The organism is Nonomuraea fuscirosea (genome assembly GCF_003001935.1).
Classification (GTDB): Bacteria; Actinomycetota; Actinomycetes; order Streptosporangiales; family Streptosporangiaceae; genus Nonomuraea; species Nonomuraea fuscirosea.
Genome location: NZ_PVNG01000007.1, coordinates 328326 through 354659, shown reverse-complemented (window position 1 = coordinate 354659; position 26334 = coordinate 328326). Strand labels below are relative to the sequence as shown.

At 70.9% G+C, this 26334-nt stretch carries 26 protein-coding genes; 15 read left to right on the top strand and 11 right to left on the bottom strand.

Annotation, left to right across the window (positions count from 1 at the left end; genetic code table 11):
• Positions 1-930: 930 nt before the first annotated feature.
• Entirely contained in the window at positions 931-1254 is a 324-nt protein-coding gene (locus B0I32_RS18960) for a hypothetical protein (protein ID WP_106240909.1), read from the bottom strand.
• A 654-nt stretch (positions 1255-1908) separates the two neighbouring features.
• Positions 1909-2775: a non-homologous end joining protein Ku gene (gene ku / locus B0I32_RS18955; RefSeq protein WP_106240906.1), complete on the bottom strand. Its 867-nt coding sequence runs from the start codon at positions 2773-2775 to the stop codon at positions 1909-1911.
• An 80-nt stretch (positions 2776-2855) separates the two neighbouring features.
• On the opposite strand from ku, the gene ligD (B0I32_RS18950) reads away from it, so the two are divergent.
• The 5 genes from ligD (B0I32_RS18950) to B0I32_RS18930 all read left to right on the top strand — a co-directional run bounded on the left by ligD (B0I32_RS18950) (position 2856) and on the right by B0I32_RS18930 (position 5943).
• Entirely contained in the window at positions 2856-3740 is an 885-nt protein-coding gene (gene ligD / locus B0I32_RS18950; RefSeq protein WP_219911882.1) for a non-homologous end-joining DNA ligase, read from the top strand.
• The gene (ligD, locus tag B0I32_RS18945) at positions 3737-4609 is read left to right on the top strand and encodes a non-homologous end-joining DNA ligase (protein WP_106240901.1); all 873 of its coding nucleotides are present in this window, start codon (positions 3737-3739) and stop codon (positions 4607-4609) included. The genes ligD (B0I32_RS18950) and ligD (B0I32_RS18945) overlap by 4 nt, the downstream gene beginning before the upstream one ends.
• Before the next feature lie 41 nt (positions 4610-4650).
• Complete coding sequence (locus tag B0I32_RS18940) at positions 4651-4881, top strand: hypothetical protein (RefSeq protein WP_106241074.1); 231 nt, start codon at positions 4651-4653, stop codon at positions 4879-4881.
• 120 nt (positions 4882-5001) lie between these two features.
• A complete protein-coding gene (locus tag B0I32_RS18935) occupies positions 5002-5622 on the top strand; it encodes a TetR/AcrR family transcriptional regulator (RefSeq protein WP_181307534.1) in 621 nt (206 codons plus the stop codon).
• Between the two features lie 87 nt (positions 5623-5709).
• Positions 5710-5943, top strand: a complete 234-nt coding sequence (locus B0I32_RS18930; RefSeq protein ID WP_106240896.1) for a DUF3107 domain-containing protein — start codon at positions 5710-5712, stop codon at positions 5941-5943.
• Positions 5944-6388: 445 nt separating this feature from the next.
• Here the strand turns inward: B0I32_RS18930 and B0I32_RS18925 are convergent, their stop codons facing one another.
• A complete protein-coding gene (locus B0I32_RS18925; RefSeq protein WP_106240894.1) occupies positions 6389-7033 on the bottom strand; it encodes a ferritin-like fold-containing protein in 645 nt (214 codons plus the stop codon).
• A 350-nt stretch (positions 7034-7383) separates the two neighbouring features.
• On the opposite strand from B0I32_RS18925, the gene B0I32_RS18920 reads away from it, so the two are divergent.
• From B0I32_RS18920 to B0I32_RS18910, 3 genes are all read left to right on the top strand, one after another.
• Complete coding sequence (locus B0I32_RS18920) at positions 7384-9345, top strand: DEAD/DEAH box helicase (protein ID WP_219911881.1); 1962 nt, start codon at positions 7384-7386, stop codon at positions 9343-9345.
• A 625-nt stretch (positions 9346-9970) separates the two neighbouring features.
• Complete coding sequence (locus B0I32_RS18915; protein ID WP_106240893.1) at positions 9971-10861, top strand: alpha/beta fold hydrolase; 891 nt, start codon at positions 9971-9973, stop codon at positions 10859-10861.
• A 13-nt stretch (positions 10862-10874) separates the two neighbouring features.
• A complete protein-coding gene (locus B0I32_RS18910; protein ID WP_106240891.1) occupies positions 10875-11789 on the top strand; it encodes an oxygenase MpaB family protein in 915 nt (304 codons plus the stop codon).
• 28 nt (positions 11790-11817) lie between these two features.
• Here the strand turns inward: B0I32_RS18910 and B0I32_RS18905 are convergent, their stop codons facing one another.
• The 3 genes from B0I32_RS18905 to B0I32_RS18895 all read right to left on the bottom strand — a co-directional run bounded on the left by B0I32_RS18905 (position 11818) and on the right by B0I32_RS18895 (position 14202).
• Complete coding sequence (locus tag B0I32_RS18905) at positions 11818-12735, bottom strand: RecB family exonuclease (protein ID WP_106240889.1); 918 nt, start codon at positions 12733-12735, stop codon at positions 11818-11820.
• A gap of 71 nt (positions 12736-12806) precedes the next feature.
• Complete coding sequence (locus tag B0I32_RS18900; protein ID WP_181307532.1) at positions 12807-13523, bottom strand: MBL fold metallo-hydrolase; 717 nt, start codon at positions 13521-13523, stop codon at positions 12807-12809.
• Between the two features lie 52 nt (positions 13524-13575).
• On the bottom strand, positions 13576-14202 hold the full coding sequence (locus B0I32_RS18895; protein WP_106240885.1) for a DUF6758 family protein: 627 nt from the start codon (positions 14200-14202) through the stop codon (positions 13576-13578).
• 89 nt (positions 14203-14291) lie between these two features.
• Between B0I32_RS18895 and B0I32_RS18890 the strand changes: the two genes are divergently transcribed.
• A complete protein-coding gene (locus tag B0I32_RS18890; protein WP_181307530.1) occupies positions 14292-14672 on the top strand; it encodes an NUDIX hydrolase in 381 nt (126 codons plus the stop codon).
• Between the two features lie 21 nt (positions 14673-14693).
• Here B0I32_RS18890 and B0I32_RS18885 read toward each other — a convergent pair whose 3' ends face one another.
• Both B0I32_RS18885 and B0I32_RS18880 read right to left on the bottom strand, forming a co-directional pair.
• Positions 14694-17702: a beta propeller repeat protein gene (locus B0I32_RS18885; protein WP_146178220.1), complete on the bottom strand. Its 3009-nt coding sequence runs from the start codon at positions 17700-17702 to the stop codon at positions 14694-14696.
• 190 nt (positions 17703-17892) lie between these two features.
• Positions 17893-18879, bottom strand: a complete 987-nt coding sequence (locus B0I32_RS18880; RefSeq protein ID WP_106240878.1) for a CPBP family intramembrane glutamic endopeptidase — start codon at positions 18877-18879, stop codon at positions 17893-17895.
• Between the two features lie 99 nt (positions 18880-18978).
• Between B0I32_RS18880 and B0I32_RS18875 the strand changes: the two genes are divergently transcribed.
• Both B0I32_RS18875 and B0I32_RS18870 read left to right on the top strand, forming a co-directional pair.
• Positions 18979-19695, top strand: a complete 717-nt coding sequence (locus B0I32_RS18875; RefSeq protein ID WP_146178219.1) for a hypothetical protein — start codon at positions 18979-18981, stop codon at positions 19693-19695.
• Complete coding sequence (locus B0I32_RS18870) at positions 19692-20237, top strand: DUF6529 family protein (RefSeq protein WP_106240873.1); 546 nt, start codon at positions 19692-19694, stop codon at positions 20235-20237. The genes B0I32_RS18875 and B0I32_RS18870 overlap by 4 nt, the downstream gene beginning before the upstream one ends.
• On the opposite strand, the gene B0I32_RS18865 is transcribed toward B0I32_RS18870, so the two are convergent.
• Positions 20227-21159 carry an HpcH/HpaI aldolase/citrate lyase family protein gene (locus B0I32_RS18865; RefSeq protein WP_106240871.1) on the bottom strand — a complete coding sequence of 311 codons (933 nt, stop codon included), beginning with the start codon at positions 21157-21159 and terminating at the stop codon, positions 20227-20229. The genes B0I32_RS18870 and B0I32_RS18865 overlap by 11 nt on opposite strands.
• A gap of 69 nt (positions 21160-21228) precedes the next feature.
• Between B0I32_RS18865 and B0I32_RS18860 the strand changes: the two genes are divergently transcribed.
• Positions 21229-21609: a hypothetical protein gene (locus B0I32_RS18860; RefSeq protein ID WP_106240868.1), complete on the top strand. Its 381-nt coding sequence runs from the start codon at positions 21229-21231 to the stop codon at positions 21607-21609.
• A gap of 39 nt (positions 21610-21648) precedes the next feature.
• On the opposite strand, the gene B0I32_RS18855 is transcribed toward B0I32_RS18860, so the two are convergent.
• Positions 21649-22533, bottom strand: coding sequence for an EamA family transporter (locus tag B0I32_RS18855; protein ID WP_425438106.1), 885 nt, complete (start codon positions 22531-22533; stop codon positions 21649-21651).
• Between the two features lie 156 nt (positions 22534-22689).
• Here B0I32_RS18855 and B0I32_RS18850 point away from each other — a divergent pair, with 156 nt between their 5' ends.
• The 3 genes from B0I32_RS18850 to B0I32_RS18840 all read left to right on the top strand — a co-directional run bounded on the left by B0I32_RS18850 (position 22690) and on the right by B0I32_RS18840 (position 25719).
• Positions 22690-23901, top strand: a complete 1212-nt coding sequence (locus tag B0I32_RS18850) for a magnesium transporter MgtE N-terminal domain-containing protein (protein ID WP_425438105.1) — start codon at positions 22690-22692, stop codon at positions 23899-23901.
• Positions 23891-24370 (top strand): DUF1003 domain-containing protein, encoded by a 480-nt coding sequence (locus tag B0I32_RS18845; RefSeq protein ID WP_106240864.1) that lies wholly within the window; start codon positions 23891-23893, stop codon positions 24368-24370. The genes B0I32_RS18850 and B0I32_RS18845 overlap by 11 nt, the downstream gene beginning before the upstream one ends.
• Positions 24371-24582: 212 nt before the next feature.
• A complete protein-coding gene (locus B0I32_RS18840; RefSeq protein ID WP_106240863.1) occupies positions 24583-25719 on the top strand; it encodes an Mrp/NBP35 family ATP-binding protein in 1137 nt (378 codons plus the stop codon).
• Positions 25720-25799: 80 nt separating this feature from the next.
• Here the strand turns inward: B0I32_RS18840 and B0I32_RS18835 are convergent, their stop codons facing one another.
• Positions 25800-26162 (bottom strand): sec-independent translocase, encoded by a 363-nt coding sequence (locus B0I32_RS18835; RefSeq protein WP_106240861.1) that lies wholly within the window; start codon positions 26160-26162, stop codon positions 25800-25802.
• Between the last annotated feature and the right edge of the window lie 172 nt (positions 26163-26334).

Genomic DNA, 26334 nt, shown 5'->3' with positions numbered 1-26334 from the left:
CCACCCGGCGAATGCGGGCACTCAGCACGTCCGGCCCTCACAGCGAACATCCACCCGGCCTGTACGCCCCCTCGACGCGTCCATCTCCTGACGCCACACCCTGCACGAATACTCAACGCGTCCATCCCCAACGCCGCACCCTGCACGAACGCTCAACGCGGCCGTCCCCCAACGCCGCACTCTCCACGAACGCTCAACGCGGCCGTCCCCTTGCACCGAACACCCGCCCGACCGGTACAGGCAGTCAAGGCGTCCATCCGTCCACGCCGAACACCCGCCCGATCGGTACCGGCACTCGGCGCGTCCCCCTCGTCGGATGTCCGCCCGGCGGCCACGGAGACCGGCGAGTCCGCTGCTCGTGCTGCCCGCCGTCCTCTGCACGCGGGCGGATCTTCGTGCGACGGCGGTCCTCATTGCGGGAGCGGCATCGTGAGGTGTGGGTCGTAAGTCGAGCGACGTCACCGCCTCTCGGCAGCCCTCGGCGCAGGGATCGGCCGTGGGGAGGTGTGGGTCGCCAGCCGGCCGCAGCACCACTCCACCAGAGCGCCACTGCAACCACTGCCTCCCGGCCGCCCCGCCCCCTCGCACCATCGGTGGCCGTCCATGCGGCTCTGTGCGACCTCGGCGTGCGGATGCACGCAACGCGGCGCCTGGCACGCGGGTCACCGCCTCACAGCGATGTCCTCGCCGCTGTGAGGTGGCGGTCCTGCGCGCCGCTCCGACGTGTTCCAGGGCGGACAGGCCTCGCGTACGTTCGCGGGCAGGCCCGAGCCGCCCTCACCTCATAAAGGCGAGCGCTTTTCCACGGGTGCGCGAATAACAGGATGAGGACCCTCCGGCAAACGCCGGAGAGCCCTCACCTGGGTGCCGCTAGGAGAAAGGGATAACGTTCCGTATAAAACTACGGACCCACTCCTGGACGGTCGTCAATTACCGAGTGACGGCGTCGCGCTCGACCCTCGGGAAGTGGTTGTGGTTACGGTTGTAGTTGCGGTTGTGGATCTTGACCTTGACGCGGAGCTTGTGGTGGTGGTGACGGCGCCAACCCCAGCCGCCACGGTTCCAGCCCCAGCCGCCACAGCGGTTCCGCCGCCAGCCCCAGCCGCAGCCGTTGGTGAGGACGGACGTGCCGGTGCTGACCTGGGTGGCGGCGTCGGCGCTGGCAGCGGTGGTGGCCGCTCCCGCGCTCACCACACCGCCGGCCAGCGCGGTGCTGACGGCGAGGCCTGCGAGTACGCTCTTGAGCTTGGGCATTGCGTATTCCCCCTAAAGGATCGATTGCCCCGTTCTCGACGTTTCCGAAATAACCGGAAACAAATCTTGGACGCCCGCTGAAGAGTCATCCACAAGCTGTCATTTCCGGCAGATTGCCTAGCAAACAGGCACAGCTCCATTTTGCTCTGCATTAACAATCTTATTGCTTGCATTAAAGGGCTATACGATGAAGTAACACGAATTATCCTGATATGTCCCATTTGATGATCGACATGGCAGGCCGGGCAGGACCCGTCTGGTGATCCACTCGTCGCCGACTCGCTGAGCTGTGCCGGAGCCGATGCGCTGCCCGATGCGCTGCCCGATGCGGCCCGGTGAGCGACCGGTCTGTGGATCGGCGGGCAGGTCACACGGCCGCAGAACGGCCTACGCGGCCCTACAGAGGACAGAGCGACAGCGGTTCGGGCGAGCCGACAGCACAGCAGCGCTCGGAAGCGAGCTCGCCGCACAGCAAGAGGCTTCAGTGAGGCAACCCAGCAGCACGGCACGGCTCAGTGCGAAGGAGGACCAGTAGCACGGCAGGGCTCGGCGAAGCGAGACCGGCGGCACGGCAGGATTCGGTGCAGCAGGACCGGGCGGCACAGCGCGCTCGGTGGAGCGGGCCCGCAGCGCGACCGGGCCCTCAGGGGGCTGCTACGCGGACTTGCGGGTCTTGCGCTTGGCGGGGGCCTTCTCCTCGCTCTTCGACTTCCCGGCCGTCTTCTTCGGCTTGGCCGGCGCCCCTTCGCGTTCCCGCTTGGCGGCCTCCACGCTCGCCCGCAGCGCCGCCATGAGGTCCACCGCGGGCCCGCCCTCCTCTTCCTCCTGGGCGGGGATGACCTCCTTGCCCGCGACCTTGGCCTCGATCACCTGCTGCAGCGCCTCGCGGTAGGTGTCGTGGTATTCGCTGGGGTCGAAGTCCGACTCCATGGTGGTGATGAGGGACTCGGCCATCTTGAGTTCCTGTGCGCGTACCTCGATGTCCTCTTCCAGGAAGCCGAAGTCGGGCGTGCGGATCTCGTCCGGCCAGAGCATGGTCTCCAGGACGAACACGCCGTCCCTGACCCGCAGCGTCGCCAGCGACTCGCGCTGGCGCAGCGCCACCTTGACCACCGCGACCTGGCCCGAGCTCTCCAGGGCGTTGCGCAGCAGCACGTACGGCTTCGCCCCCTGCGCGTCGGGCTCCAGATAGTACGACTTGGCGAAGTAGATGGGGTCGATCTGCTCGGCGGGGGCGAACTGGAGCACGTCGATCCGGCGCGAGGTGGTCAGGGGCAGGCCTTCGAAGTCCTCGTCGGTGAGCACGACCATCTCGCCCGAGGCCAGTTCGTAGCCCTTGGCGATGTCGGCGTACTGCACCTCCTCGCCGTCCAGCGTGCACACGCGCTTGTACCGGATCCTGCCGCCGTCCTCGCGGTGCACCTGGTGGAAGGAGACGTCCTTCTGTTCTGTCGCGGAGTAGAGCTTGACCGGGATCGTCACCAGTCCGAAGGAGATCGCACCTTTCCAGATGCTGCGCATGGACACTCCTCAGCTCTCAACAGCTCGCCTTGGGGCACATACCCGTCATGGGGCAACCAATGCCATACCCAATCGAACCGATGCTCGCTGTACCTGGGGAACTACCCTCCGACCGCGATCTGTACGGTCTCGAGGTCAAGTGGGACGGAATCCGGGCCCTGCTGCACCTCGACGGCGGCGGTGTGCGGCTGATGGGCCGGCACGGGGTCGAGTACACGCGCCGCTATCCGGAGATCTCCGGCTTCGGGATCGAGAACGCGGTCATCGACGGGGAGCTCGTGGCGCTGGACCCCCGTGGCCGGCCCAGTTTCATCCGGCTCCAGCACCGCATGCACCTGACCGACCCCGAGCCGGACCTGCTGCGGCTGTATCCGATCACGTACATGCCGTTCGACCTGCTCTATCTCGACGGGACGCCGCTTTTCGACCTCACCTACCGCGACCGCCGCGCGCTGCTCGACGAGCTGGACATCGGCGCGGCCCCCTACTTTCCCGGCGCGTCCGACCTGCTCAGCGCCACGCATGAGCAGGGGCTCGAAGGCGTGGTCGCCAAGCGGCTCGACTCGCCCTACCGGGCGGGCACCCGGTCGCCCTGGTGGATCAAGGTGAAGAACCTGACCACCCGCGAGGTCGTGATCGGCGGCTGGAAGCCCGGCAAGGGACGCCGCGCGGGAGGCATCGGGTCGCTGCTCATGGGCGTGTTCACGGATGAGGGGCTGACGTATGTGGGGCACGTCGGCACGGGGTTCACCGACGCCGTACTCGACGATCTGTACCGGATGCTGCGGCCCCTGGAGATCCCGCGCAGCCCGTTCCGCAACGAGGTTCCGTGGAGAAATCGGTGGGTTAGGCCCGATCTGGTCGGGGAGGTGGCCTACACGATGTGGACCGACGAGCAGCGGCTGCGCCATCCCGTGTGGCGCGGTCTGCGCCCCGACAAGCTCCCCGCGGAGGTCACGCGATGAAGGTGCCGGTCAAGGTGGACGGCCGCGAGCTGGCCCTGAGCAACCTGGACAAGGTCCTCTATCCCGAGTACGGCTTCACCAAGGCCGAGATCATCGACTACTACAGCCGCATCGCGCCCGTCCTGCTGCCGCACCTCGAAGGCAGGCCGCTGACCGTCAAGCGTTACCCCAACGGCGTCACCGGCCAGTTCTTCTTCGAGAAGAACGCCCCCGACCACACGCCCGACTGGGTCAGGCGGGTCAGCCTGCCCGTGCCCGGCAGCACCAAGAACCGCGAGACGATCGACTTCGCCGTCGTGGAGGACCTGCCCACGCTCGTCTACTACGCCAACCTCGCCGCACTCGAACTGCACGTCCCCCAGTGGCGCGTGGACGAGGACGGCGCGGCGCTGCCGCCCGACACGCTCGTCTTCGACCTCGACCCGGGGCCGCCCGCGACGATCGTCGAGTGCACGCGCGTGGCGCTCATGCTGCGCGAGGCGCTGAAGGAGGAGGGCCTCACGGCCGTGCCGAAGACCAGCGGCAACAAGGGCATGCAGCTGTACGCGGACTGGGACTGCCGCGAGGAGCCGTCCGCGTACGCCAAGAGGCTGGCCCAGCTCCTGGCCAAGGAGCATCCCGACGAGGTCGTCAGCGTGATGGCGAAGAAGCTGCGTCCGGGGAAGGTGTTCATCGACTGGAGCCAGAACAACCCGGCCAAGACCACCGTCGCGCCCTACTCGCTGCGGGCCAGGGAACGGCCCACCGTGTCGACGCCGCTCACGTGGAAAGAGGTCGAGAGCTGCGAAGATCCTGATGACCTGGTTTTCACCGCGCCCGACGTACTCGCCAGAGTGGAGAAGCGCGGCGACCTTTTCCGCCGGGCGTAGGCTGGGTGCGTCCACACCGAGAGGGGACAGAGATGTCGGAGATGGACATTCGCGGGGATGAGCGGGCCTACATCGAGGAGGACGAGGCAGAGGTGTCGATCGACGAGGGGGAGCTGTCCATCGAGACGCCCGAGGCGGACGCCGCCGAGCAGCAGCGCGAGCTGGGCTCGCAGACCGGCAGGCTGCGCCGTGAGCTGCCGCTCGACGTCGATCCCGCCGACGCCGCCGACCAGGACCGCGAGGTGGACCTCGACGACGAGGACTACCGCTGAGCTGGGCTGACGCCGGCGAGGTGCGCGACGGATGACCGGTGATGAGCGTTGTCACCGGGCCGCGGCCGGCGCGCACGTAGGATGTCCGCACAGCCCGCTGAGAGAGCAATGGAGACCCGCGTGACCGCAACCCCGGATGCCAAACCCCGGGGCACCCGGCTGCCCCGTCTGGCCCGCCGCCGGCAACTCCTGAGCGCCGCGCAGGAAGTGTTCGTGGAGAACGGCTATCACGCGGCCGCCATGGACGAGATCGCCGACCGGGCCGGGGTCAGCAAGCCGGTGCTCTACCAGCACTTCCCCGGCAAGCTCGAGCTCTATCTGGCGCTGCTCGACCTGCACGCCGAGGACATGGTCAACCGGTGCAGAGAGGCGCTGGCCTCCACGCAGGAGAACAAACTGCGCGTGCAGGCCACGTTCAGCGCGTTCTTCGACTTCGTCTCCTCCCAGGGTGAGGCGTTCCGCCTGGTCTTCGAGTCGGACCTGCGCAACGTCGCGCCGGTACGCCAGCGGGTCGAGCACTCGCTCAGCCAGTGCGCGGAGATGGTCAGCGAGCTGATCCAGGAGGACACCGGCTGCACCAGCGACGAGGCGCACCTGCTCGGGGTCGGGCTGGTGGGCATGGCCGAGGTGAGCGCCCGCTACTGGGTCACCACCCACGGCTCGATTCCGAAGGACGCGGCCGAGCAGCTCATGGCCCGGCTGGCCTGGCGCGGCATCAGCGGTTTTCCGCGTACGGCATAACCCGTTCGCTGGCCGCGATCATTCACCCTTTTCGCCGGCCTGAGCGGTCACGATGGAGTGAGCCAGCCCGTCGAATAGGGAGCCACCATGGAAGTCAAGATCGGCGTACGGTCCGTACACCGCGAACTCGTTGTCGAGACCGAGCTCACGGCCCAGCAGGTCGAGGAGGAGATCAGAAACGCGCTGGCCGTCGATCGCGGCGGCGTCTTCTCGATCACCGACGTGAAGGGCAGGCGGGTGCTGGTGCCGGTGGCCTCGCTCGGGTTTGTCGAGATCGGCGAGGACGAGGCCCGGCCGGTCGGTTTCGGCGGCACGCTGTAGAGACTCATCGGAGGGGGTACGGCTCGACCGCCGTACCCCTTCACGAGCACGAGCCATCACCTGGCTCGCCGTGCGCGGGCGGCCTGGCGGGGTCGGGTCAGTGGTGGGTGCCGGGGCGGGCGAGTGCGCAGGCGCGGGGCCATCGGCGGCGGGGGACGTACGCCCGTCCCGGTTCGGTCGCCGGGCATTCCGCGCTGCCTCTCCGCAACACCGCGCGCGAGGTCCAGCGATTCGGCCCACATCTGGTCAAGGAACTGCCGTAGCGGCGCGAGGCCCTCATGTCTGGCACGCTACCGCCGTTTCGTGCCCTCGCGCCGCCCGATGACCAGACCCGCCGCAGAACAAACCGCACAACAGCCGCACAATCCCCGCAGGACAACCCGCACAACAGTCGCACCGCCCAGACAAGGCGGTGTGGGAGGGGGGAAGCCAGGCAGGGAGCAGGTCAGAGGCCCATGGCCGTCATGCGCTTGTTGTGCGCCTCGGTCAGGCTCGCGAAGAGCCGGGAGAGATCGGTCTGCCCCTCCCCCAGCGACTCCATCAGCAGCAGAGCCAGCTCCGGCCGCGCCGAGGCCACCTGCTGCCCCTGGCTGAGCGCCTCCCCGACGAGCCGGCGTGCCCACAGCGCGAGCCGCCCGGCGGCGGTCGGCTCGGCCTCGATGCCCGCCCTGACCCGCTCGACCGCGAACTGCGAGCGTTCCTCGTCCACCAGCACCTCGTCCACCAGCTTGGCGATCGAGGGATCGAGGTGCCTGGCCGCCTCCCGGTAGAAGTCGAGCGCGATCCCGTCTCCCACGTACGTCTTGACCAGCGCCTGCAGCCAGTCGGCCGGCCTCGTCTGCGCGTGCCAGGCGTCCAGCGCGGCCACGAACGGCGCCATCGCCGCGTCGGGATCGGCGCCGAGCTCGCCCAGCCGGTCGCGCAGGAGGCGGAAGTGGGCGTACTCGGTCACGGCCAGCTCGCTCAGCGCGGCCCGGTCGGCCAGCGAGGGCGCCAGGGTGGCGGCGTCCTCGGTCATCCGCTCGTACGCGCTGAGCTCCGCATAGGCCAGCACGCCGAGCAGATCGACGACTCCAGGAGACTCGTTCATGGAAGGCAGCGTACTTCGGTGAATCTACGGGAACATACGCAAGCTCGGTCAGCGTTGTGGTATCGAGTACACTGCTCTGTGAAAGTGCGACCGCACTGTGTTAATTCGGGGGAATCCCCCGATTACCCCCGATTCCCCGGGTGCGCGGTCGCTGATGACGCGAGAGGGCTGGCTCTACCGCGAGGACCCACGACACGGGGCTGTTTTCCGCCCGTCGGTCCCGGCAGGCCCGCCTTCATTTGAGACTGAGGCAGGCCACGCTGACGACTTTCCGAGACCTCGGAGTCACACCAGAGATCGCCGATGCCCTCGAGACCGAGGGCATCGTCGCACCGTTCCCCATCCAAGAGATGGCACTCCCGCTCGCCCTGAGCGGCCAGGACCTGATCGGCCAGGCACGCACAGGCACGGGAAAGACCCTCGCGTTCGGCATCGCGATGCTCCAGAGCATCGGCAAGCCGCGCAAGAACCGCAAGAAGCCCCGCGGGCTGGTCATCGTGCCGACCCGTGAGCTGGCCGTACAGGTCAGCGAGGACCTCGTGACCGCGGCCGGCAAGCTCGGCTCCCGGGTCCTCACCGTGTACGGCGGCCGTGCGTACGAGCCGCAGATCGAGGCGCTCAAGGCCGGGGTCGACGTCATCGTCGGCACCCCCGGCCGCCTGCTCGACCTGGTCAAGCAGAAGCACCTCGACCTGAGCCAGGTCACCACCCTCGTGCTCGACGAGGCCGACCGCATGCTCGACCTGGGCTTCCTGCCTGACATCGAGCGGATCTTCAAGCTGATCCCGGCGCAGCGGCAGACGATGTTGTTCTCGGCGACCATGCCGGGCGAGATCGTCTCGCTGTCGCGCAAATACCTCAACCGTCCGACGCACGTACGCGCCGAGATGGAGAGCGGCGAGGGTGAGGCCACGCCGCAGGTGCGCCAGATCGTGTGGCGCGCCCACCGCATGGACAAGATCGAGATCGTCGCGCGGCTGCTGCAGGCCGAGGGCCGCGGGCTCACCATGGTCTTCTGCGAGACCAAGCGGGCCTGCGACATGGTCGCCGAGCAGCTCGACACGCGCGGGTTCGCCGTCGCGGCCGTGCACGGCGACCTCGGCCAGGGCCAGCGCGAGCAGGCCCTGCGGGCGTTCCGCAACGGCAAGATCGACGTGCTGGTGGCCACCGACGTGGCGGCCCGCGGCATCGACATCGACGACGTCACCCACGTGGTCAACTACGACTGCCCCACCGACGACAAGACCTACGTGCACCGCATCGGCCGCACCGGCCGGGCCGGGCGCACGGGCATCTCGGTCACGTTCGTGGAGTGGGAGGAGCTGACCCGCTGGAAGATGATCAACCAGATGCTCGGCATGGACTTCGCCGAGCCCGAGGAGACCTACTCCACCTCGCCGCACGTCTACTCCGAGCTGAACATCCCCAAGGGCACCAAGGGCGTCCTGCCGCACGCCAGCCGGTCACGCGCCGGACTGTCCGCGGAGCGCATCGAGGACCTCGGTGAGACCGGCCGGATCCGCACCCGTGGCGGACGACGCCGGGAGGAGCGCGAGGAGCGCCCCGCCCGTACGCCGCGCCAGCGCCGCCGCACCCGCGGCGGACGGGAGCTGGCGGACAACGCACCCGTCGAGAGGCCGGAGGTCGAGCCTGTGAATGCCAAGACGGACGAGACTCCGGCGATCTTCACGGCGGACGAGGTCCAGGCCGCGGCCGAGCCGAAGCGCACCCGCTCCCGCAGGGGCGCCGCTTCCTCGGCCATCGAGCAGGCGCTCGCCGAGGCTCCCGAGTCGCCGGTCGCGGGCACGCCCGCGCAGCCGGCCGACGCCGAGGAGGTCACGGAGGCGCCCGCCAGGCGGACCCGTACCCGCAGGACTGCCTCGGACGTTCCCGCCGATGCGGTCACGGAGGCTCCGGCCAGGCGCACCCGCGTCCGCGCCGCCGCCCCCGAGCCGGAGGCGGCCGAGCCGGTGACCGAGCGCCGGGCCGCCGCGCCGGTGACCGAGCGGGAGGCCGCGCCCGCGGCAGCCCGCAGGTCCGAGCCGGTGACCGAGCGTCAGGCCGAGCCCGTCGTGCGTCAGGCCGAGCCTGTCACGCAGCGGGTACCCGAGCCGAGCTTCCTGTCCACGCCGCCGCCACCGGCGCGCCAGGAGCCGGAGCGCATCATCCCGCCCAGCCCGTTCGCGGTGATCTTCCAGTCGCCCGACCTGGCCACGGACGAGGACGACATCGCGCCGTCCGCCGCGACCGAGCGCAAGCAGCAGCGCCGCCAGGCCCGCGGGGGCGGCGGCAACCGCCGCCGCGCCGGCTGACCCGGACGACCCCGGTGCGCGCCCGACACGGGCGCGCACCCGACGGAAGGCGCGCACCCCATCCAGGGTGCGCGCCTTCCGCGCGTCCAGACCCCTTCCGCGCGTCCAGCCCCCTTTCGCGCAGTACGGACCCCTGACGCGGAACGGGCCCCTGACGCAGCTCGGACCCCTGACGCGGAACGGACTCCTGACGCAGAACGGGCCCCTGACGCGGAACGGACTCCTGACGCAGAACGGGCCCCTGACGCGGAACGGGCTCCTTGCGCAGAACGGGCCTTACGTGCGGACTGCCGGGCCTGGAGGCGCCGGGGCGGCTACAGACGCGCGTGGACGGCCCTGAGCGGGCGTCTGGGTGGCCGAAGAGCCCCCATGGGCGGTGATGCGCTCTGGCGTGGCCTGAGAAGCCTCCACGGCTCCTCTCGCGGCCTCACGGCCGCGCCGACTGTGCCATGAGGCCGGTTCCCCTGCGCGTCCGGCCCTCCGGGGCGTCCCCACCCGGCCGATGGTGCGCCCGCGTCCGGGCCGGATCGGCGGGGTTCGGATACCTCGCAACTCCCCCGAATCCGCACCGGCGTCGAGGCCATGCCGGTGTCGAGGCGCTGACCTCTGGGTATTGTTGCCCCACGTGAGTACGCCGCGATTCCTCGACCTGCCTCCTGGCGTTGCACCACAGAAGATCGAGACGTCACAGGGCACGTTCGCGGCCCTGGAGGCGCTGCCGGTCAGTGGTGTGGTCGAGCGATGGCCCGCGCTCCTGGTCCCCGGCCTGACGGGCAGCAAGGAGGACTTCATCGCGGTCCTGATGACCCTGGCCCAGTCCGGGCGCCGGGTCGTCGCCATCGACCTGCGCGGCCAGTACGAGACCCCGGGCCCCGAGACCCCCGACGCCTACACGTGCGCCGCGCTCGGCGCGGACGTAGACCTGCTCGCCCAGGTGGTCGGCGGCGGCGATCCCGTCCATCTGGTCGGCCACTCCTTCGGCGGGCTGGTGGCCAGGGAGGCGGTCGTCGACGGGCGGACGAAGTTCGCGTCGTTCACGCTGATGGGCTCGGGTCCCGGCGCGATCGAGGGCAGGCGGGCCCGCAACGGCAAGAAGATCATGGAAGAGATCCCCGTGCTGGGTCTCGAACACGTCTGGCAGCACCGACTGGAGCCCGAGGCGCTGGCCGCCGACGTCTCCGACGAGATCCTCGCGTTCCTGCGCAAGCGCCTGCTCACCAACTCGCCGACCGGGCTGTCCCGGATGGCCGAGGAGGTGCTGACCATGCGCGACCGTACCGACGAGCTGCGCCAGGTGGAGATCCCGACGCTGGTGCTCTACGGCGAGCACGACGACGGCTGGCCGCCCGACGCGCAGTCGGAGATGGCCGCCAGGCTCGGCGCGGACTGCGTGGTGGTGCCGGGCGCCGTCCACTCGCCCGCGGTCGAGGCGCCGGAGACGACGGCGGCGGCGCTGGTCAGGTTCTGGAACGCGGCCGAAAAGCACTATTTGGACACAAGGTCCAGCGCCATGTAATTCTGTACTTACTATGACGGCCATCGAAGACATCGTCGTCCAGCCACCCCAGAGCGCCACCTGGCAGGTGCACCTCGACCGCTCGATGTGGGTAGCCGGCGTGCGCGGTCTCATGCTCCAGGCGCTGCATCCGCTGGCCATGCTGGGCGTCTGGCAGAACTCCAACTTCCAGGAGGACCCGTTCGGGCGGCTGCGCCGCACGGCGGACTTCGTCGGGCGGGTGACGTTCGGCAGCCCGCGGGAGGCCGACGAGATCGGCAGACGGGTGCGCGGCATCCACAAGGCGCTGCGCGTCCACGACCCCGCCACCGGCAGGACGCACCGGGTGGACGATCCCGAGCTGCTGCTGTGGGTGCACTGCGCGGAGGTGTCGTCGTACCTGGAGGTGACCACGCGCGGCGGGCTGGGCCTGAGCGGGCGCCAGGCCGACCGCTACCTGCGCGAGCAGCGCAAGAGCGCCACGTACGTGGGGCTGCACGAGGAGGACGTGCCCGGCTCGCGCGCGGAGATGGACACCTACTTCAAGCGGGTACGCCCCAGTCTGCGCGTGACGCCGGAGGCGGCCGCGACCGTGCGGTTCCTGCTCTGGCCGCGGCTGCCGAAGGAGCTGCGCCCGCTCTCGGCCGGAAAGCCCGTCTACTTCCCGTTCGGCGCGCTCTGCTACTACACGCTGCCCGGCTGGGCCAGGCGCATGTACGGCGCGCTGCCCGAGGTCCCGCGGGCGAGCGTGACCGCGGCGCTGGCGGCGTTCCGGCTGGCCGCCAACTCCGTGCCCGAGCCCGTGCACGACCACGCCTTCATGCCGGCCACCCGCGACATGCTGCACGCGTCCGCGGCGCGGCTGGGCGCGCTCGGCTACGACGTGCGCAAGGGCCTCAAGGGGCTGACCGACCCCCGGCGCTGGCCGAACGCGCGGGCCGCCGCCTGACGGACGGCAGGACCGCGGTCGCGCCGGTTCACTCCGCCAGGCCGTCCCAGGGCTGGCGGTCGGGACCGGCGGCCTGGCCCTCGGGGCAGTGCCGGCGGAAGTCGCACCAGGAGCAGATCGGCCCTGGGCTGGGCGCGAACAGCGCGTCGACCTCGGCGGGCACCTCCGGCGGCCCGACCGTCTCGCGCCGGCCCTGGGGCGCACGGCGCGTCGTGCCGGGGGGCGCCTGCACGGCCGCCCGGTACCGCTCGTCGGCCTCGGCGGCCTCACTGGCCAGGTCTTCCGCGCGGTGCAGGTGGCGGGCCAGCGACTCGTCGGTGTGACGCCACTCGACGATCTCGCCGGTGGGCAGGTGGTGCAGCTCGACCTGGTGGCACGGGGTGCGCATCATCGTCGATGCGGCGATGGCGTAGATCGCCAGCGCGAGCGAAGAACGGGCGTCGTCCTGGGTGAGCGGGCGGCGGCCGGTCTTGTAGTCGACCACGACCAGCTCGTCGCCGCGCCGGTCGAGCCGGTCGATGCGGCCGGAGACGGCGATGACCTTGGTCCGGGTGGCGACCGTGCGTTCGACGCCCACCGGATCGTCCGTCGGATCCAGAGTCGCAACATATCCGGACACGAGGTCGCGGGCGCGGCCCAGCCAGCGCCCCGACTGCTCGACGTCCTTGAACCCCTCGTTGATCCACCCGTTGGTGAGCAGGATGGACGCCGTCAGCGGGGTGCGCCGTTCGTACGGCTCGCGCCACCAGCCCGCCAGCGCGTTGTGCACGCTCGCGCCGACGCTGTTGTGCGCCCACGCGGGCCCCTTGGAGGGCTGCGGCCGGTCCAGGTAGGTGAACCGGTAGCGGCGGCGGCAGTCGAGCCAGGTGTTCAGCCGCGACGGCGTACAGGAGTAGAGCCGCCGCGGCATCCCTTCGAGCGGAAGCTGCCCCGCGACGGAACTCATCCGGCCTCGCTCCGCGCGGCGGCCGCCGTCGCCCGGCGCCGCCCGCTCACTCCGGTCGCGCCCGCACCCACCTAGTCGTCGCTCGGGTCGAGCTTGATGCCGGAGAGCCTGGTGCCGTCGGTCAGCGGGCCCTCGGCCTCGGCGGGGGTCTCGGTACGGGTCAGCGAGCCGGACACCCAGTCGTCGAAGTGGGGCTCCAGGTCGCCGATCGTCACCTCGTCGCCGTGGGAGGCCAGCACCCGCGTGTCGGCCGGCAGCGTGAACAGCCGCCCGCCGATCGAGGTGAGCTGGTCGGCCAGGGCGGGATATTCGCCGCCCAGCTTGCCGGGACCGTCGGCCTGCAGGGCCTTGCCGGTGAAGACGGCTCCGAGCGCCTCGCAGTAGAGCGACACGCCGCCGGGCGAGACCCCGGGCGTCTCCAGGACGTCGAGCTGCACCTCGGCCACGCCGAAGATGCCGTCGTCCTCCATGTCGATGTCGGGCCAGGTCTCCCGCCAGGTCTCCCGCCACAGCGGCTTGTCCTTGGGATGCAGGGCGACCACGGCCTCGTCGCGGCTGGCCACCTCGATGGCCGCCCCGACGTGGTCGGGCAGGCCCGCCGTGCAGATGACGGCCAGCACCTCCCGCTCGCCCACCTGCTCCAGGATCTTCTCGGCGTCACGCGCCGCGTCGATGACGATGACCTCGTCGTCGTCACCCACGATCCAGGTGTTGTTCTCGACCTTGTGCTCGGTGCCGTCGATGTCGACGACGCCCTCGGTCACCACTCGCTCGATACGCGCTGTCACGCCTCCGAACTCTAGCCCGTTCGCCGGACCACGCGAATCGCGTTCGCCTGTCCTAATCCTCGAGTCTCGGTGAGAACGCCCCGAACGGCACGTCCAGATCGTGGTCACGGGCGTCGAGCAGCGACAGTTCGCCGAGCGCGATCACGCATCCGGCGTCGGCGGGCCAGGCGACGGCCCACAGCCAGTTGCCCAGCGCCTCGCCGGCGTAGACGGCACGGTCGTCCTCGCCGTCGACGCACCACAGCGGGGCGGGATGGCCGAGCACGGACAGCTTCGCGTTCGGCGGCCCCGCGTCGAACCCCTCGCCGGGATCGGGGCCGTCGAGCCCCGCGAACGCCGCCCCGAGCCCGATGCCGGGCTCCTCCGCGATGATGAGCAGATCGGCCGGCCCTTCCATCAGCGACGGCCCGGTCAGCGCGACCAGGCTGGCTCTGGCGCCGGTGCGCTGGTCACCCACTTCGCCGAAGCCGGTCACCAGCCATCCGGCGGGCAGCGGCCACGGCAGCCACACCGGTACGACGGACGTCTTGCGTATCGCCTCTAGCGCGGTGCTGGTCGGCGGCAACGGCGGCTGGTACGGCAGCACGTCGCCGTGCGCGTCACATCGAAACGCACTCGACCAGGTATTCGGCCCGTGAAGCGGGCCAAAACACCGCGGGCAGGTTGGAGCCGCTCTCACAACTACCCACGGTGCTTTCCCGGGGGCGGCCGCGTCAAGACCGCTATCCGTTATCTCGTCGTAATCTTGGTCAGGTGCGCGTAAATTGTGTGGGTGCGATCATCATCGACGCTTCTGACCGGCTTCTCCTGATCAAGCGGGGTCGTCCGCCCGGAGCGGGGCTCTGGTCGGTCCCCGGCGGGAGGCTGGAGCCGGGCGAGACGGACGAGGCCGGCGTGCGCCGTGAGGTCCTGGAGGAGACGGGGCTGCGGGTGGAGGTGGGCCGGCTGGCCGGGGCGGTGGACCGCCCGGGGCTCGGCGGGGACACGTACGCGATCCGCGACTACCTCGCCACGGTGGCGGGAGGCGAGCTGGTGGCCGGCGACGACGCCGCCGACGCGCGGTGGTGCGGGCGGGCGGAGCTGCTGCGGCTGCCGCTGGTGGAGGGCCTGCTGGAGTCGCTGCGGGAATGGGACGTGCTCCCCTCCTGAGGAACGATCGGTCTGCCGGGGCTATCGGTTGGAGGTCAGGCTGGACGTCCACAGGATCAGGTGGTCGGCGCTGTACGTGGTGGACCGGCCGAGTGCCACCACCTCCGTCCCCTCGACGGCCACGGCCGACAGCCACTGGCTCCCCTGGCCCGCCAGCCGGTCCTGGGTGAGCTCCATGCGGTTCCACGAGAGCCCGTCCTGCGAGGTCCAGGCCGCGCTGTCGCCCTCGCCGGGCACCCCGTGCCAGCCGACCGCGACCAGACCCTCGTCCGCCGCGGCCAGGTCGTACACGGCCGCCGCCCGCTCGGCCGGCAGCCAGGCCGTCCGCCAGCTCTCGCCCTCGTCGTCCGAGACGGCGGCGAACGCGCGCCGCGCCCCGTCCGTGAGGGCCGTGCCGATGGCCACGAGCTGGTCGCGGTAGGCGGTGATCCGGCGCAGCCCGGCCGAGGTCGAGCCGGGAGGTGACACGCGCTCGCGGGCGCTCCAGTTCACGCCGTCCGCCGAGTGCCACACCACGCTGGTCTCCTGGTCCGCGCCGCCCGAGCCGCCCACCGCCAGGTAGCCGTCGCCGACGGAGACGACGTCGTGGACGCGGACGCCGGCGCCGCCCTGCGGCAGCTTCTCCGACCGGGTGTACTTCCGCATGTCGGGCGTGAACCACAGGGCGGCGCCGACCCGGCCCGCCTGGTCCTTGGACTCGCCCGCCACCACGTAACCCTTCTTGCCCGCCGTCACCGCGTGCGTGCGCAGGTAGGGGTGGTCCGCCCTGCGGGCCAGGTCGCCGGTGACGTTGACCCGCTTCCAGTTCTCGCCGTCGCCCGAGGTGACGAGCAGGGGGTCGGCGACGGACACGTTCGTCTCGGTGCCACCGACGGCCAGCCAGCCGCGGGCGCCGTACGCCACGTCCTCCAGCGTCTGCCTGCCGGGGCCGCCCAGGCTCATGGACTTCCAGCTCTGCCAGTTCCTGATCGTCCACAGGCCGGCGTCGCCCGAGGCCGAGCCGACGGCGACGTAGCGGCCGGCGTGGCTGGTCAGCGCGTTCGTCTCCCTGGCGACCCTGGTCAGGCCCTCCACCTCGCCGAGCGGCACCCGCGAGGCCGAGCCGCGCGCCGGCGCGCTCATGAGCACGAGCTGGTTGTCCACGTCGGAGGCCGCCTGGTCGCCGCCGGCGAACAGGGTGCCGCCGTCGGAGATGGTGAACCCGCGCAGCGTCGCCCCCGGCGGGTTGGCGAGGTCGGTCCGCTTGTTCCAGGTGCGCCCGTCGGTGGTGGTCAGCACGGAGTACTTGCCGAAGCCGGCCTGCGCGATCGCGGCGACGCCCGACGGGTAGGAGATCAGCGACTCGACGCCGGGGCTCTGCGCGGCCAGCTCGCCGATGAAGCCGCACTGCGACCACTGCGCCCCGGTCGGCGAGCAGTAGACGCGTACGTCCCCGTCGATCGTCCGCCGCCGCGTCGGCACCAGCACGAACCGCTTGGGCAGCACCGCCACCATCCCGGCGCGCAGGTCGGTCGCCTCGGGGAGCTGGAAGCCGGTCGCCTGCCAGGTACGGCCGCCGTCGGCCGATCGGAGCACCCGCGATCCCTCGCCGTCCGCGGGGGCTCCGATGGCCACGACCGTGTCACCCTTGGCGACCACGGCCTTGATCTCCCGTACTTCCAGCTCCCTCGTCTGCACGCGCTCCCACGACCTGCCGTCGCCGGAGCGCCAGATCGCCGGCACGGTTCCGCCGCCGTCCGCCGGGGCGCTGCCGACCGCGACGAATCCCGAGCCCGTGCGCGCGATGTCCTCGATGTGGTCGCCGTTCCTGAACGCGGCCAGCCCGGAGGCCGCGACCGCCGTCCAGCTGAACCCGTCGGCGCTGGTCCACAGGCCGCGCTCGCCGGTGGCGTCGTCGCCGCCGCTGGCCAGCCAGCGGCCGTCGCCGCCGACCACGCGCCGCACCGTCGGCGTGGAGGCGCCGCTCACCTGGCCGAGCTGCCAGTTCTTGCCGCCGTCCGGTGAGAACAGGAACAGCGGGCGCGGCGTCGGGCTCGTCGTGTCGCTGCCCACCGCCACCACGGCGCGGCCGACCGCGATGATGTCGTTGAGCTTCTGGTCGGTGCCGTCGGCGGCGGCCTGGACGGTGAACAGGTCGTCGCCGGAACGCCCGGTGCCCGCCTCCAGGCGCAGGCCGCCCGCCTCCTCGTCGGGCCACTGCCACACGAGCACGCCGGTGGCCACCAGGACGGCCACCGCCACGCTCAGGACGATCGGGACGGCTCTGCTGCCCCTGCGTACGGGGCTGGACCTGCGGTAGGCGGCCGGGGCCGGGCCTCTGTGGTGGCGGCCCGCGGCTCCCTGGGGGCGCGGGGTGCCGGTCGCGACCAGCAGGTCCGGCCGGGTGGGGCGGCCGGCGGGCGGCCGTCCGACCCGCCGCACCTCGGGCTCCTCCCCCTCGTCGTCCTGCTCCTCGCCGCTGAGGGCGGGCTCGCCTGTCAGGTCGGCCTCGGGCCGGGGGCGCGGCACCTCGGGAACGGGCTCACGCCACTCGGGCGTCTCGGCCTCGCCGCCCGAATCCCGCTCGGCGGAATCCCCGGCGGCGGGCCCGTCAGGCTCGTCCGGACGTCGCTCCTGAGCGTCGGCGACGGGCTCGGCGGCGCGGTCCTCAGGCGGAGGTGACCCGGACGGGGGTGACCCGGGCGAAGCGCTCTCCGGGGAGAGCGGGCCGCCGGCGACGAGTTTGTCGGGGCGGTTGACGATGCGGCGCGGCCGCCGGCGGGGCTCGGTCTCCGGCTCCGCCGTCGGCGAGGCGTACGGCCGGCGTCCCCGGGGCGGCTCGGGCGGCTCCTCGTCCGGAATCGGCGCGGCGAACGGCGGCATCCCCCAGGGTGAGGTCAGCGGCAGCCCCCTGGCCCGGTCGTCGGTCGGGCCGGGCGGCGAGTGGCTGATCCTGGGCTCCGCCGGAGCCTGGGGTGTCGACGTGCTCTCGGAACGTGGTTCGTCGTCTTCCGGCGGTCGCCGTGGCGGTTCGCTGGGGCCGGAGGCCACGCGCCGCACCTCCTAGTCGAACTAGTCGTACAGGTCGTACAGGCCTTACAGGTCGATCCCGGCCGCGTCGCGCGGACCGTTCCAGGACGGTCAGGGAAATCCCGCGCCGTCCCGACAGCATCCAGACCAGCATGCCTGAGCCGGAATAGCGAGACCTCTCTAGTGAGATTCCCGGCACCTCTTGCCGGGTTTATTCCGAAACAGTGCTAATTGACCGCTTTTTAGCTAGATACATCACACCAAACGCATACACCCCGAGCTGCACCACGGTTCCCGCCAACGCCTGCCACGGCACCGGCACCTTGCCTTGGTCGAGCGCGTCGTCGAGATTGCCCGCCGCGGCGCTCACCCCGAAGGCCACCACGTTGTTGACCACGTGCAGGGCGATCGGCGCCTCCAGGCCCCCGGTCCGCACCGAAAGCCAGGCCATGACGGCCCCGAACGCGAACACGTCCACCAGCCCCGCCCACGAGTACGCGTGCAGCGAGGCGAACAACGCGGACCCGATGAGGATCGCCCAGATGGGACTGCGCACGTGCGCCCCCACCGCCTGCATGAACCAGCCGCGGAACATGTGCTCCTCGGCCGCCGCCTGGAACGGCACCAGCAGCAAAATCACGATGAGCAGGGGCAGGAACGCCTCCCACCCGGCCCAGCCGAACATCTCGCTGTCCAGGCCGGCCGACGACAGCGCGAGCCACTGCGCCGTCTGCCCGAGCGCCAGCGCCAGCACGGCCAGCGCCGTGCAGCGCAGCAGCCACGACCAGCGCAGCCGCCCGGCCACCGAGGAGAGCGTGCCCGGCCTGCGCCGCTGGATCAGCGCCGCCGTGCCGAACACGAGCAGGATCGCGGGCGCGATCGACAGGAGCGTCATGGCCAGGCCGAAGGGCGTGCCCGCGGGCAGCCCGGTCTCGGGGTCGAGCGGTGAGGGCAGCCCGAAGGCCGCCGCCAGGATCACGAACGCGAAGACGACCAGGATGCCGATCGCGAAGAACCCGACGCCGATGATGAGCGTGCCCACGATCGAGCGCCACGGCCGCGTGGCGGCGTTCCTGGCGAGGTGGTCGAATCTGGCCCCGTCGGGAACCGGCAGGAACCAGGAGGGCGGTTGCCGCCCGTAGGGATATCCGGCCTGCTGCGCGCCGTACGGAATTGGTGACCCTGGATTTTCCTGCATGACTCTATTCTGTCCGCTTGATGCGCAATAGTTCACAGACGGTCCATCGATTTAGGCGGATGCTCGGAGGCGTAGACATTTCGACCCTGGGAGCAGTCCATGTCAAGGCTGGGACCTGTCATCACGCTCGCGGCGGGCGCAGTGCTCGCCGTGGGGCTGGGTGTCGCCAGCATCACGGCGACACCGGCCGCCGAGAACGCGGCCGCAGACAACGTCGCATCATCGCCCTCGGCCGACGAGGGCGCGCAGGAGGGCACCGGCGCTGACGCCTCGGCCGCGCCGTCCCCCTCACCCACGCGAACGGAGCCCAAGAAGATCGCCAAGGCCGACTACGGCGGCCGGGTGAAGGGCAACGGAGCGCTGATCGCCATCTCGATCAGGAACGGCAAGGCCGTCGCGTACTTCTGCGACGGCAGGTCCGAGGCCTGGTTCAAGGGCACCGAGTCGTCGGGCGAGCTTCAGCTCAGCGGCCTGGCGAGCGCCAAGTCCAAGGTCACGGCCGAACTGGGCGGCGGCCGGGCCAAGGGCTGGGTCTCGGTCGCCGGCAAGCGGTGGAACTTCACCGCGCCCACCGTGGTCAAGCCGTCGGGCCTGTACCGGGCCACCGCCATCGTCAGAGGCGCCAAGTTCCGCGCCGGCTGGATCGTGATCAAGGACGCGAACGGCCGCTCGTACCAGGTGGGCGCGGCCTTCGCCGGGGAGGAGCAGTACGACGTCCCGCAGCTGGACAGCGAGCAGCCGACCGCGCCCGTGACGGTCGAGGACACCACGGTCTACCCGAAGGACGTGGACGGCTTCATCGAGGAGATGCAATGACCGCGATCCATCAGCAGCCGTCCCGCAGCCTGACCCCGTTACTGGTGCCGCTGCTCATCGGCGGGCTCGTGGTGCTCGCGCTCGGCGTGTACGGCCGGGCGCACACGCCGACCGGGTTCGCGGTCGGCGTGGCCGGCTTCTCCGCCGCGCTGCCGATGAAGGTGTGGCTGACGACGGGCGCGTTCGTGCTGGCGATCGTGCAGGTCGTCTCGGCCATGTCGATGTGGGGCAAGCTCGGCGTCACGATCCCGCCGGGTGTGCACCGCTGGTCCGGGCGCCTGGCGTTCCTGCTCACCATCCCCGTCGCCTTCCACTGCCTGTACGCGCTCGGCCTGCAGTACGACGTGCCCCGCGTGCTCGCGCACTCGCTGCTCGGCTGCTTCTTCTACGGCCTGTTCACCGCGAAGATGCTGGCCCTGCCCAAGCGCGGCACACCGGGCTGGACCCTGCCGGTGCTCGGCGGGCTGTCGTTCACGGTGCTCGTGGGGCTCTGGCTGACGTCGTCGTTCTGGTTCTTCACCGCCGTGGGCCTCAAGGTGTGAAGCTCTTCGTACGGGCGAGCCCGGCCGCCCGCCCCTTGGCGGCCACGACGAGCGCCATCTTCCTGGAGGCCTCGTCGATCATCTCGTCACCCAGCATGACCGCGCCGCGCTTCTCCACCGAGGTGTAGTACTCGTACGCCTCCAGGATGAGCTCGGCGTGGTCATAGTCCTCCTGCGCCGGCGAGAACACCTCGTTGGCCGCGTCGACCTGCCCCGGATGCAGCACCCACTTGCCGTCGAACCCCAGCGCCGCGGCCCTGCGCGCGACCCTGGTGAACCCCTCCACGTCCTTGATCTGCAGGTAGGGCCCGTCGATCACCTGGAGGTCGTGCATCCTGGCGGCCATCAGCAGCCGCATGAGGATGTAGTGGTAGGCGTCGCCCTCGACGTAGCCGGGCGGCTGCTCGCCGACCACCAGCGTGCGCATGTTGACCGAGGCCATGAAGTCGGCGGGGCCGAAGACGAGCGTCTCCAGCCGCTTGGACGATCCGGCGATGGCGTCGGCGTTGACCAGGCCGCGGGCGTTCTCGATCTGCGCCTCGATGCCGATCCTGCCGACGTCGTACCCCATCGTCTTCTCGATCTGGGTGAGCAGGGTGTCGAGCCAGACGACCTCGGTCGGGTCCTGCACCTTGGGCAGCATGACGCAGTCGACGTACTCCCCCGCCCCCTCGACGATCTCGATCACGTCGCGGTAGGTCCACTGCGTGGTCAGGTCGTTGACCCGGACCACCCGCGTCTTGCCCGACCAGTCGCCCTCGCGCAGCGCGGCGACGATGTTGCCGCGCGCCTCCTCCTTGGCCAGCGGCGCGACGGAGTCCTCCAGGTCGAGGAAGACCTCGTCCACGGGCAGGGTCTGGGCCTTCTCCAGGAACCGGGGATTGCTGCCTGGCACGGCGAGCACCGAACGTCGTGAGCGCATGCGCACACGCTACTGGGCCTACCCCAAGGACCTTCGACCGGCGGAGCGTTCGCCGTTACAGTCTGAGCTGTGAGCGACAACACCAGCGGCACCACCGCGGCCATCGAGGAGGGCGCGAAGAAGTCCAGCATCCTCTGGCTCACCCTCGACCGCCCGCGCCTGGCCTGGCACGCCTGGCACGACGGCGCCGTCTACCTGGTGTCGGGGGGCGAGGAGCAGGAGCTGCCCGGGCTCGACGCCCTCGACCGGGTGCGTGTCACGCTGCGCAGCAAGGACAACGGGGCCAGGCTGGTGGAGTTCGAGGCGGCGGTCGCACCCGTCGACCAGGCCGCGGCGGCCGACGTCGTGGCGGTGCTGGCCAAGGAGCGGCTCAACGCCCGCGACAGCGAGCACCTGCCCGAGCGCTGGGCCCGCGACTCCCAGGTCTGGCGCCTCACCCCCGAACGGTGACCGCGCCCGGCTCTGGCGGCGCATCCCCGGCGCCCGCGCTCATCCCTGCGCGGTGACCGGCTCCAGCTCCGGGGCGGGTTCGGGCCGGGCGCTCGCCGTGGCGGTCTGGGCGAGCAGCGCGCCGGAGAGCACGAGCAGGCCGCCCACGATCTGGAACACGCCCAGCGTCTCCCCGAGCAGCCCCCACGCCACCACGGCGCCGCCGATGACCTCCAGCGAGGCCACGGTGGCCCCCACCGCGGCCGACAGCCGCCGCACGGCGTGGACGCCCAGGATGTACGCGATCACGGTGGCGATCAGCACCATCCACAGGTACGCGGCCAGCACGGGCAGCGTGAGCCCGCCCTCCGGCGCGACGGAGCGGGTGAACGCCTCGTACGGGATGTCCCACGGCCGGGCGAACGGGATCAGCACGACGGCCGCCCCCGTCATGCCCCAGGCGATCAGGCCGAGCGGGTCGATGTCGTCGCCGAAGCTATCGTTCATCAGGAAATACCCGGCGCAGCACGCTCCGGCCAGCAACCCGAGCAGCACGCCCAGCGCGTCGAGCCGCATCCCCTGCCACGCCTCGACCACGATCGCCAGGCCGACCACGGCCACGACCGCGCCCACGTACGCGGCCCTGGCCAGGCGGATCCGGCGCACGACCCGCACCCACGCCACCACCATCACCGGCGCCATGAACTCCAGCAGCAGGGCGATCCCGACCGGCAGCCGCGTGATCGCCACGAAGTAGAGCGTCTGCACCCCGGCCACCGCCATGACGACGTAGAGGGCGAGGAACGGGAGCCTGGACGCGGGGATCCGCAGCGCTCTCGGGCGCACCAGGAGCAGCACCGCCACGAGCAGCAGGCCCGCGCCCGCCATCCTCGTCCAGACCGCCTCGATCGGCGCCATACCGGCCGCGATGAGGTATTTCGCCATGGGACCTGAGAACCCGAAACAGCAGGAGGACACGAAAGCCAGCGCCAGCCCCGCATACCTCATCGCACACCTCACCCGTAATCACCGTTAAGCGGGTTTGATACTGACACGCCGGGCGTCCCAGGCGCAATAAGACGGCACTGTTAGCCTGACCACGTGAAGATCTTCGTGGCCCGGCTGCCGGGCACCCCGGTCTTCGACCCCGCGGGAGACCAGATCGGCCGCGTGCGAGACGTCGTGGTCGGGCTGCGGATCGGCCGCCGCCCCAACGTCCACGGCTTCGTGGTGGAGGTGCAGCCGCGCCGCCCCGTCTTCCTGCCCATCACCCGGGTCCGCCGCATCGAGGCGGGCTCCCTGGTCTTCACCGGGCGGCTCAACATGCGCAGGTTCGAGCAGCGCGCCGCCGAGACGCTGGTCATCGGCGAGATGCTCGACCTGAGCGTACGCCTCGGCGACCAGCCCATGACGGTCTACGACGTGGCGATGGAGGAGGTCAGGCCGTCCACCTGGGAGATCACCAAGGTCGCCGTCTACAAGGGCAGGCGGCGCGAGCCCCGGATCGTGGACTGGGAGGAGGTCTCCGGGTTCGACACGCTGCAGCAGGACCAGGGGGCCAGCGGGCTGATCTCCGCGTTCGAGTCGCTGCGGGCCGCCGACATGGCCAGCGCGCTGCACGACCTGCCGAGCAAGCGCCGCTTCGAGATCGCCCGCGCGCTCAACGACATCCGGCTGGCCGACGTGCTGGAGGAGCTGCCGCCCGACGACCAGATCGGCATCCTGGAGACGCTGGAACCGGAGCGGGCGGCCGACGTGCTGGAGGAGATGGGGCCCGACGACGCCGCCGACCTGCTGCACGACCTGCCGGCCGAGCGGGCGGCCGAGTTGCTGGCGCTGATGGAGCCGGGCGAGGCCGCGCCTGTGCGGCGGCTGCTGAGGTACCCGGAGACCAGCGCGGGCGGCGTGATGACCAGCGAGCCGGTGATCCTCCCGCCCACCGCCACAGTGGCCGAGGCGCTGGCGCACATCAGGCAGCAGGACCTCCCGCCCGCCGTGGCCGCCCAGGTCTACGTGACCAGGCCGCCGAACGAGACGCCGACGGGCAAGTACCTGGGCGTCACGCACTTCCAGCGGCTGCTGCGCGAGCCTCCGTCCACGCTGCTCGGCGGCGTGCTCGACCCGTCGATCGACCCGATCAGGCCCGAGTTCACGCTGCGCGAGGTCACGTACTACATGGCCAACTACAACCTGGTCGCGGCGCCCGTCGTGGACGAGCTGGGCCGGCTCGTCGGCGCGGTGACCGTGGACGACGTGCTGGACCACATGCTGCCCGAGGGCTGGCGCGAAAGGGCCGACGACCATGGCGAGTGACCGCCTCGACCAGCCGCGCGCGCTGCGGCGCACGCTGCGCCCCCACTACGACCCCGAGGCGTTCGGCCGGCTGTCGGAGCAGATCGCCCGCTTCCTCGGCACCGCCCGGTTCATCGTCTACATGACCGTCTTCGTGAGCGTCTGGGTGATCTGGAACGTGGCCGCGCCGGCCCGCCTCACGTTCGACCCCTATCCGTTCATCTTCCTCACGCTGATGCTGTCGTTGCAGGCCAGCTACGCGGCGCCGCTGATCCTGCTGGCCCAGAACCGCCAGGACGACCGCGACCGCGTCCAGTACGAGCAGGACCGCGAGACCTCCGAGCGCAACCAGGCCGAGATCGAGTACCTGACGCGCGAGATCGCGGGGCTGCGCATCGCGCTGAGCGAGGTGGCCACCCGCGACTATCTCCGCGCCGAGCTGAACCGGCTGCTGGAGGAGCTGAGGGACGGCGCGCAGGAGCGCCGGTGAGAGCGGCCCCACCTCCTCGGCGGCCGGGGGCGTCACGGAGTAACCTGATGAGGACGTCAGCGCAGCCACACTTCGCACGGACATCTGACAGTGCGGATTAACTCAGCGGGGGCGCCGGTTCATACCATGGAGGGGCATCCTCGCTGGCGTCCCGCGCCTGCCACACATATATCGACTAAGGAGGGACGGCACTCCCTCGTGCCGAGACTTCGATGGCACCTACCCAGGAACTGGTGACGGCGGCGCTCTCCACCGTCATCGACCCCGAGATCCGCCGCCCGATCACGGACCTCGACATGGTCAAGAGCATCGAGATCGCTCCGGACGGGGCGGTGCGCGTCGGCGTCTACCTCACCGTGGCCGGATGTCCGATGAAGGACACCATCACCCGTGACGTCACCACCGCCGTCGGCAAGGTCGAGGGCGTGACGGGCGTCCAGATCGAGCTCGACGTGATGAGCACCGAGCAGCGCAAGGTCCTGCAGACCAAGCTGCGCGGTGACCGCGGGCCCGAGAAGGAGATCCCGTTCAACCAGCCCGGCTCGCTGACCCGCGTCTTCGCGGTGGCCAGCGGCAAGGGCGGCGTGGGCAAGTCCTCCGTCACGGTCAACCTCGCCGCCGCCATGGCCGCGAGCGGGCTCAAGGTCGGCATCGTCGACGCCGACATCTACGGTCACAGCGTTCCTCGCATGCTGGGCGCCGCCGAGCGGCCCACCAAGGTCGAGGACATGATCATGCCGCCGGTGGCGCACGACATCAAGGTCATCTCGGTCGGGATGTTCAAGCCGCCGGGCAACTCGGCGGTGGTCTGGCGCGGGCCCATGCTCGACCGGGCGCTGCACCAGTTCCTCGCCGACGTCTACTGGGGCGACCTCGACGTGCTCCTGCTCGACCTGCCGCCCGGCACCGGCGACATCGCCATCTCGGTCGCGCAGCGGCTGCCGTCCGCCGAGATCCTGGTCGTGACGACGCCGCAGCAGGCCGCCGCCGAGGTGGCCGAGCGGGCCGGGTCCATCGCCGCCCAGACCCACCAGCAGATCGCCGGCGTCATCGAGAACATGGCCTGGCTGCCCTGCCCCCACTGCGACGAGCGCATCGCCGTGTTCGGCGAGGGCGGCGGCCAGACCGTCGCCGACGCGCTCACCCGCACGCTCGGCTCCCGGGTGCCGCTGCTCGGCCAGGTGCCGATCGACCTGCGGCTGCGCGAGGGCGGCGACGAGGGCAAGCCGCTGGTGCTGACCGACCCCGACACCCCGGCCGCCGCCGAGCTGCGCAAGATCGCGGCCGGCCTGAGCAAGCGCTCCTCCAGCCTGAAGGGCCTGCAACTGGGCCTGTCCCCGAACCGCTGACCCGGAGCACGGACGAGAGCACGGACGAGAGCCCGCTCACCGCGGAAGCGGAGGGCGGGCTCTTCGCGTGTGCGGGCCGCTCAGGTGGCCTCGGCGTCGTAGGGCGGGATCTCACCGAAGGCGAGCTCGTCGACCGGCTCAGGCTCGTAGGGGGCCGTGGCGGCCGGCTCCAGCGCCTGCTGCTTGTTGTTCCAGTCGTCCTCGATGTCGTCGAGGAGGTGCTTGCGGACGAAGTTGCGCGGGTTGAGGTCGGCGGGGTCGAAGTTCTGGAACTCCGGGCCCAGGCCGGCGCGAAGGTCGTCACGCGCGTTGTTCGCCATCCGCCGCAGGTTGCGCAGCGTCTTGCCCGCCTGCGAGGCGGCCTGAGGCAGTTTGTCGGGGCCGAAGACGAGGAGCGCGATCACGATCAGCGCTCCGACCTCCATCCACCCAAGTCCGAACACCGTGAGCTCCTACCGCAGTCCAGCCACTCCGAGGACAACCCCGGCCTATCCACAGACTACGGGCTCCCGGGGGTAGGTCGGCCGTCCACCTAGGTCATATCACCGGCGCGAACGGCTCCGCCCAGGGGGTCCGTTCCCGGACGAACAGGGCTCCGGGAGACGGTCGTGTCTC

What these genes read in the sequence shown, in the direction of transcription:
- B0I32_RS18960 (WP_106240909.1), bottom strand. Translation starts at nt 1,254, where the DNA reads ATGCCCAAGCTCAAGAGCGTACTCGCAGGCCTCGCCGTCAGCACCGCG.
- ku (WP_106240906.1), bottom strand. Translation starts at nt 2,775, where the DNA reads ATGCGCAGCATCTGGAAAGGTGCGATCTCCTTCGGACTGGTGACGATC.
- ligD (WP_219911882.1), top strand. Translation starts at nt 2,856, where the DNA reads ATGCTCGCTGTACCTGGGGAACTACCCTCCGACCGCGATCTGTACGGT.
- ligD (WP_106240901.1), top strand. Translation starts at nt 3,737, where the DNA reads ATGAAGGTGCCGGTCAAGGTGGACGGCCGCGAGCTGGCCCTGAGCAAC.
- B0I32_RS18940 (WP_106241074.1), top strand. Translation starts at nt 4,651, where the DNA reads ATGGACATTCGCGGGGATGAGCGGGCCTACATCGAGGAGGACGAGGCA.
- B0I32_RS18930 (WP_106240896.1), top strand. Translation starts at nt 5,710, where the DNA reads ATGGAAGTCAAGATCGGCGTACGGTCCGTACACCGCGAACTCGTTGTC.
- B0I32_RS18925 (WP_106240894.1), bottom strand. Translation starts at nt 7,033, where the DNA reads ATGAACGAGTCTCCTGGAGTCGTCGATCTGCTCGGCGTGCTGGCCTAT.
- B0I32_RS18920 (WP_219911881.1), top strand. Translation starts at nt 7,384, where the DNA reads ATGGCACTCCCGCTCGCCCTGAGCGGCCAGGACCTGATCGGCCAGGCA.
- B0I32_RS18910 (WP_106240891.1), top strand. Translation starts at nt 10,875, where the DNA reads ATGACGGCCATCGAAGACATCGTCGTCCAGCCACCCCAGAGCGCCACC.
- B0I32_RS18905 (WP_106240889.1), bottom strand. Translation starts at nt 12,735, where the DNA reads ATGAGTTCCGTCGCGGGGCAGCTTCCGCTCGAAGGGATGCCGCGGCGG.
- B0I32_RS18880 (WP_106240878.1), bottom strand. Translation starts at nt 18,879, where the DNA reads ATGCAGGAAAATCCAGGGTCACCAATTCCGTACGGCGCGCAGCAGGCC.
- B0I32_RS18875 (WP_146178219.1), top strand. Translation starts at nt 18,979, where the DNA reads ATGTCAAGGCTGGGACCTGTCATCACGCTCGCGGCGGGCGCAGTGCTC.
- B0I32_RS18870 (WP_106240873.1), top strand. Translation starts at nt 19,692, where the DNA reads ATGACCGCGATCCATCAGCAGCCGTCCCGCAGCCTGACCCCGTTACTG.
- B0I32_RS18865 (WP_106240871.1), bottom strand. Translation starts at nt 21,159, where the DNA reads ATGCGCTCACGACGTTCGGTGCTCGCCGTGCCAGGCAGCAATCCCCGG.
- B0I32_RS18855 (WP_425438106.1), bottom strand. Translation starts at nt 22,533, where the DNA reads ATGGCGAAATACCTCATCGCGGCCGGTATGGCGCCGATCGAGGCGGTC.
- B0I32_RS18845 (WP_106240864.1), top strand. Translation starts at nt 23,891, where the DNA reads ATGGCGAGTGACCGCCTCGACCAGCCGCGCGCGCTGCGGCGCACGCTG.
- B0I32_RS18840 (WP_106240863.1), top strand. Translation starts at nt 24,583, where the DNA reads ATGGCACCTACCCAGGAACTGGTGACGGCGGCGCTCTCCACCGTCATC.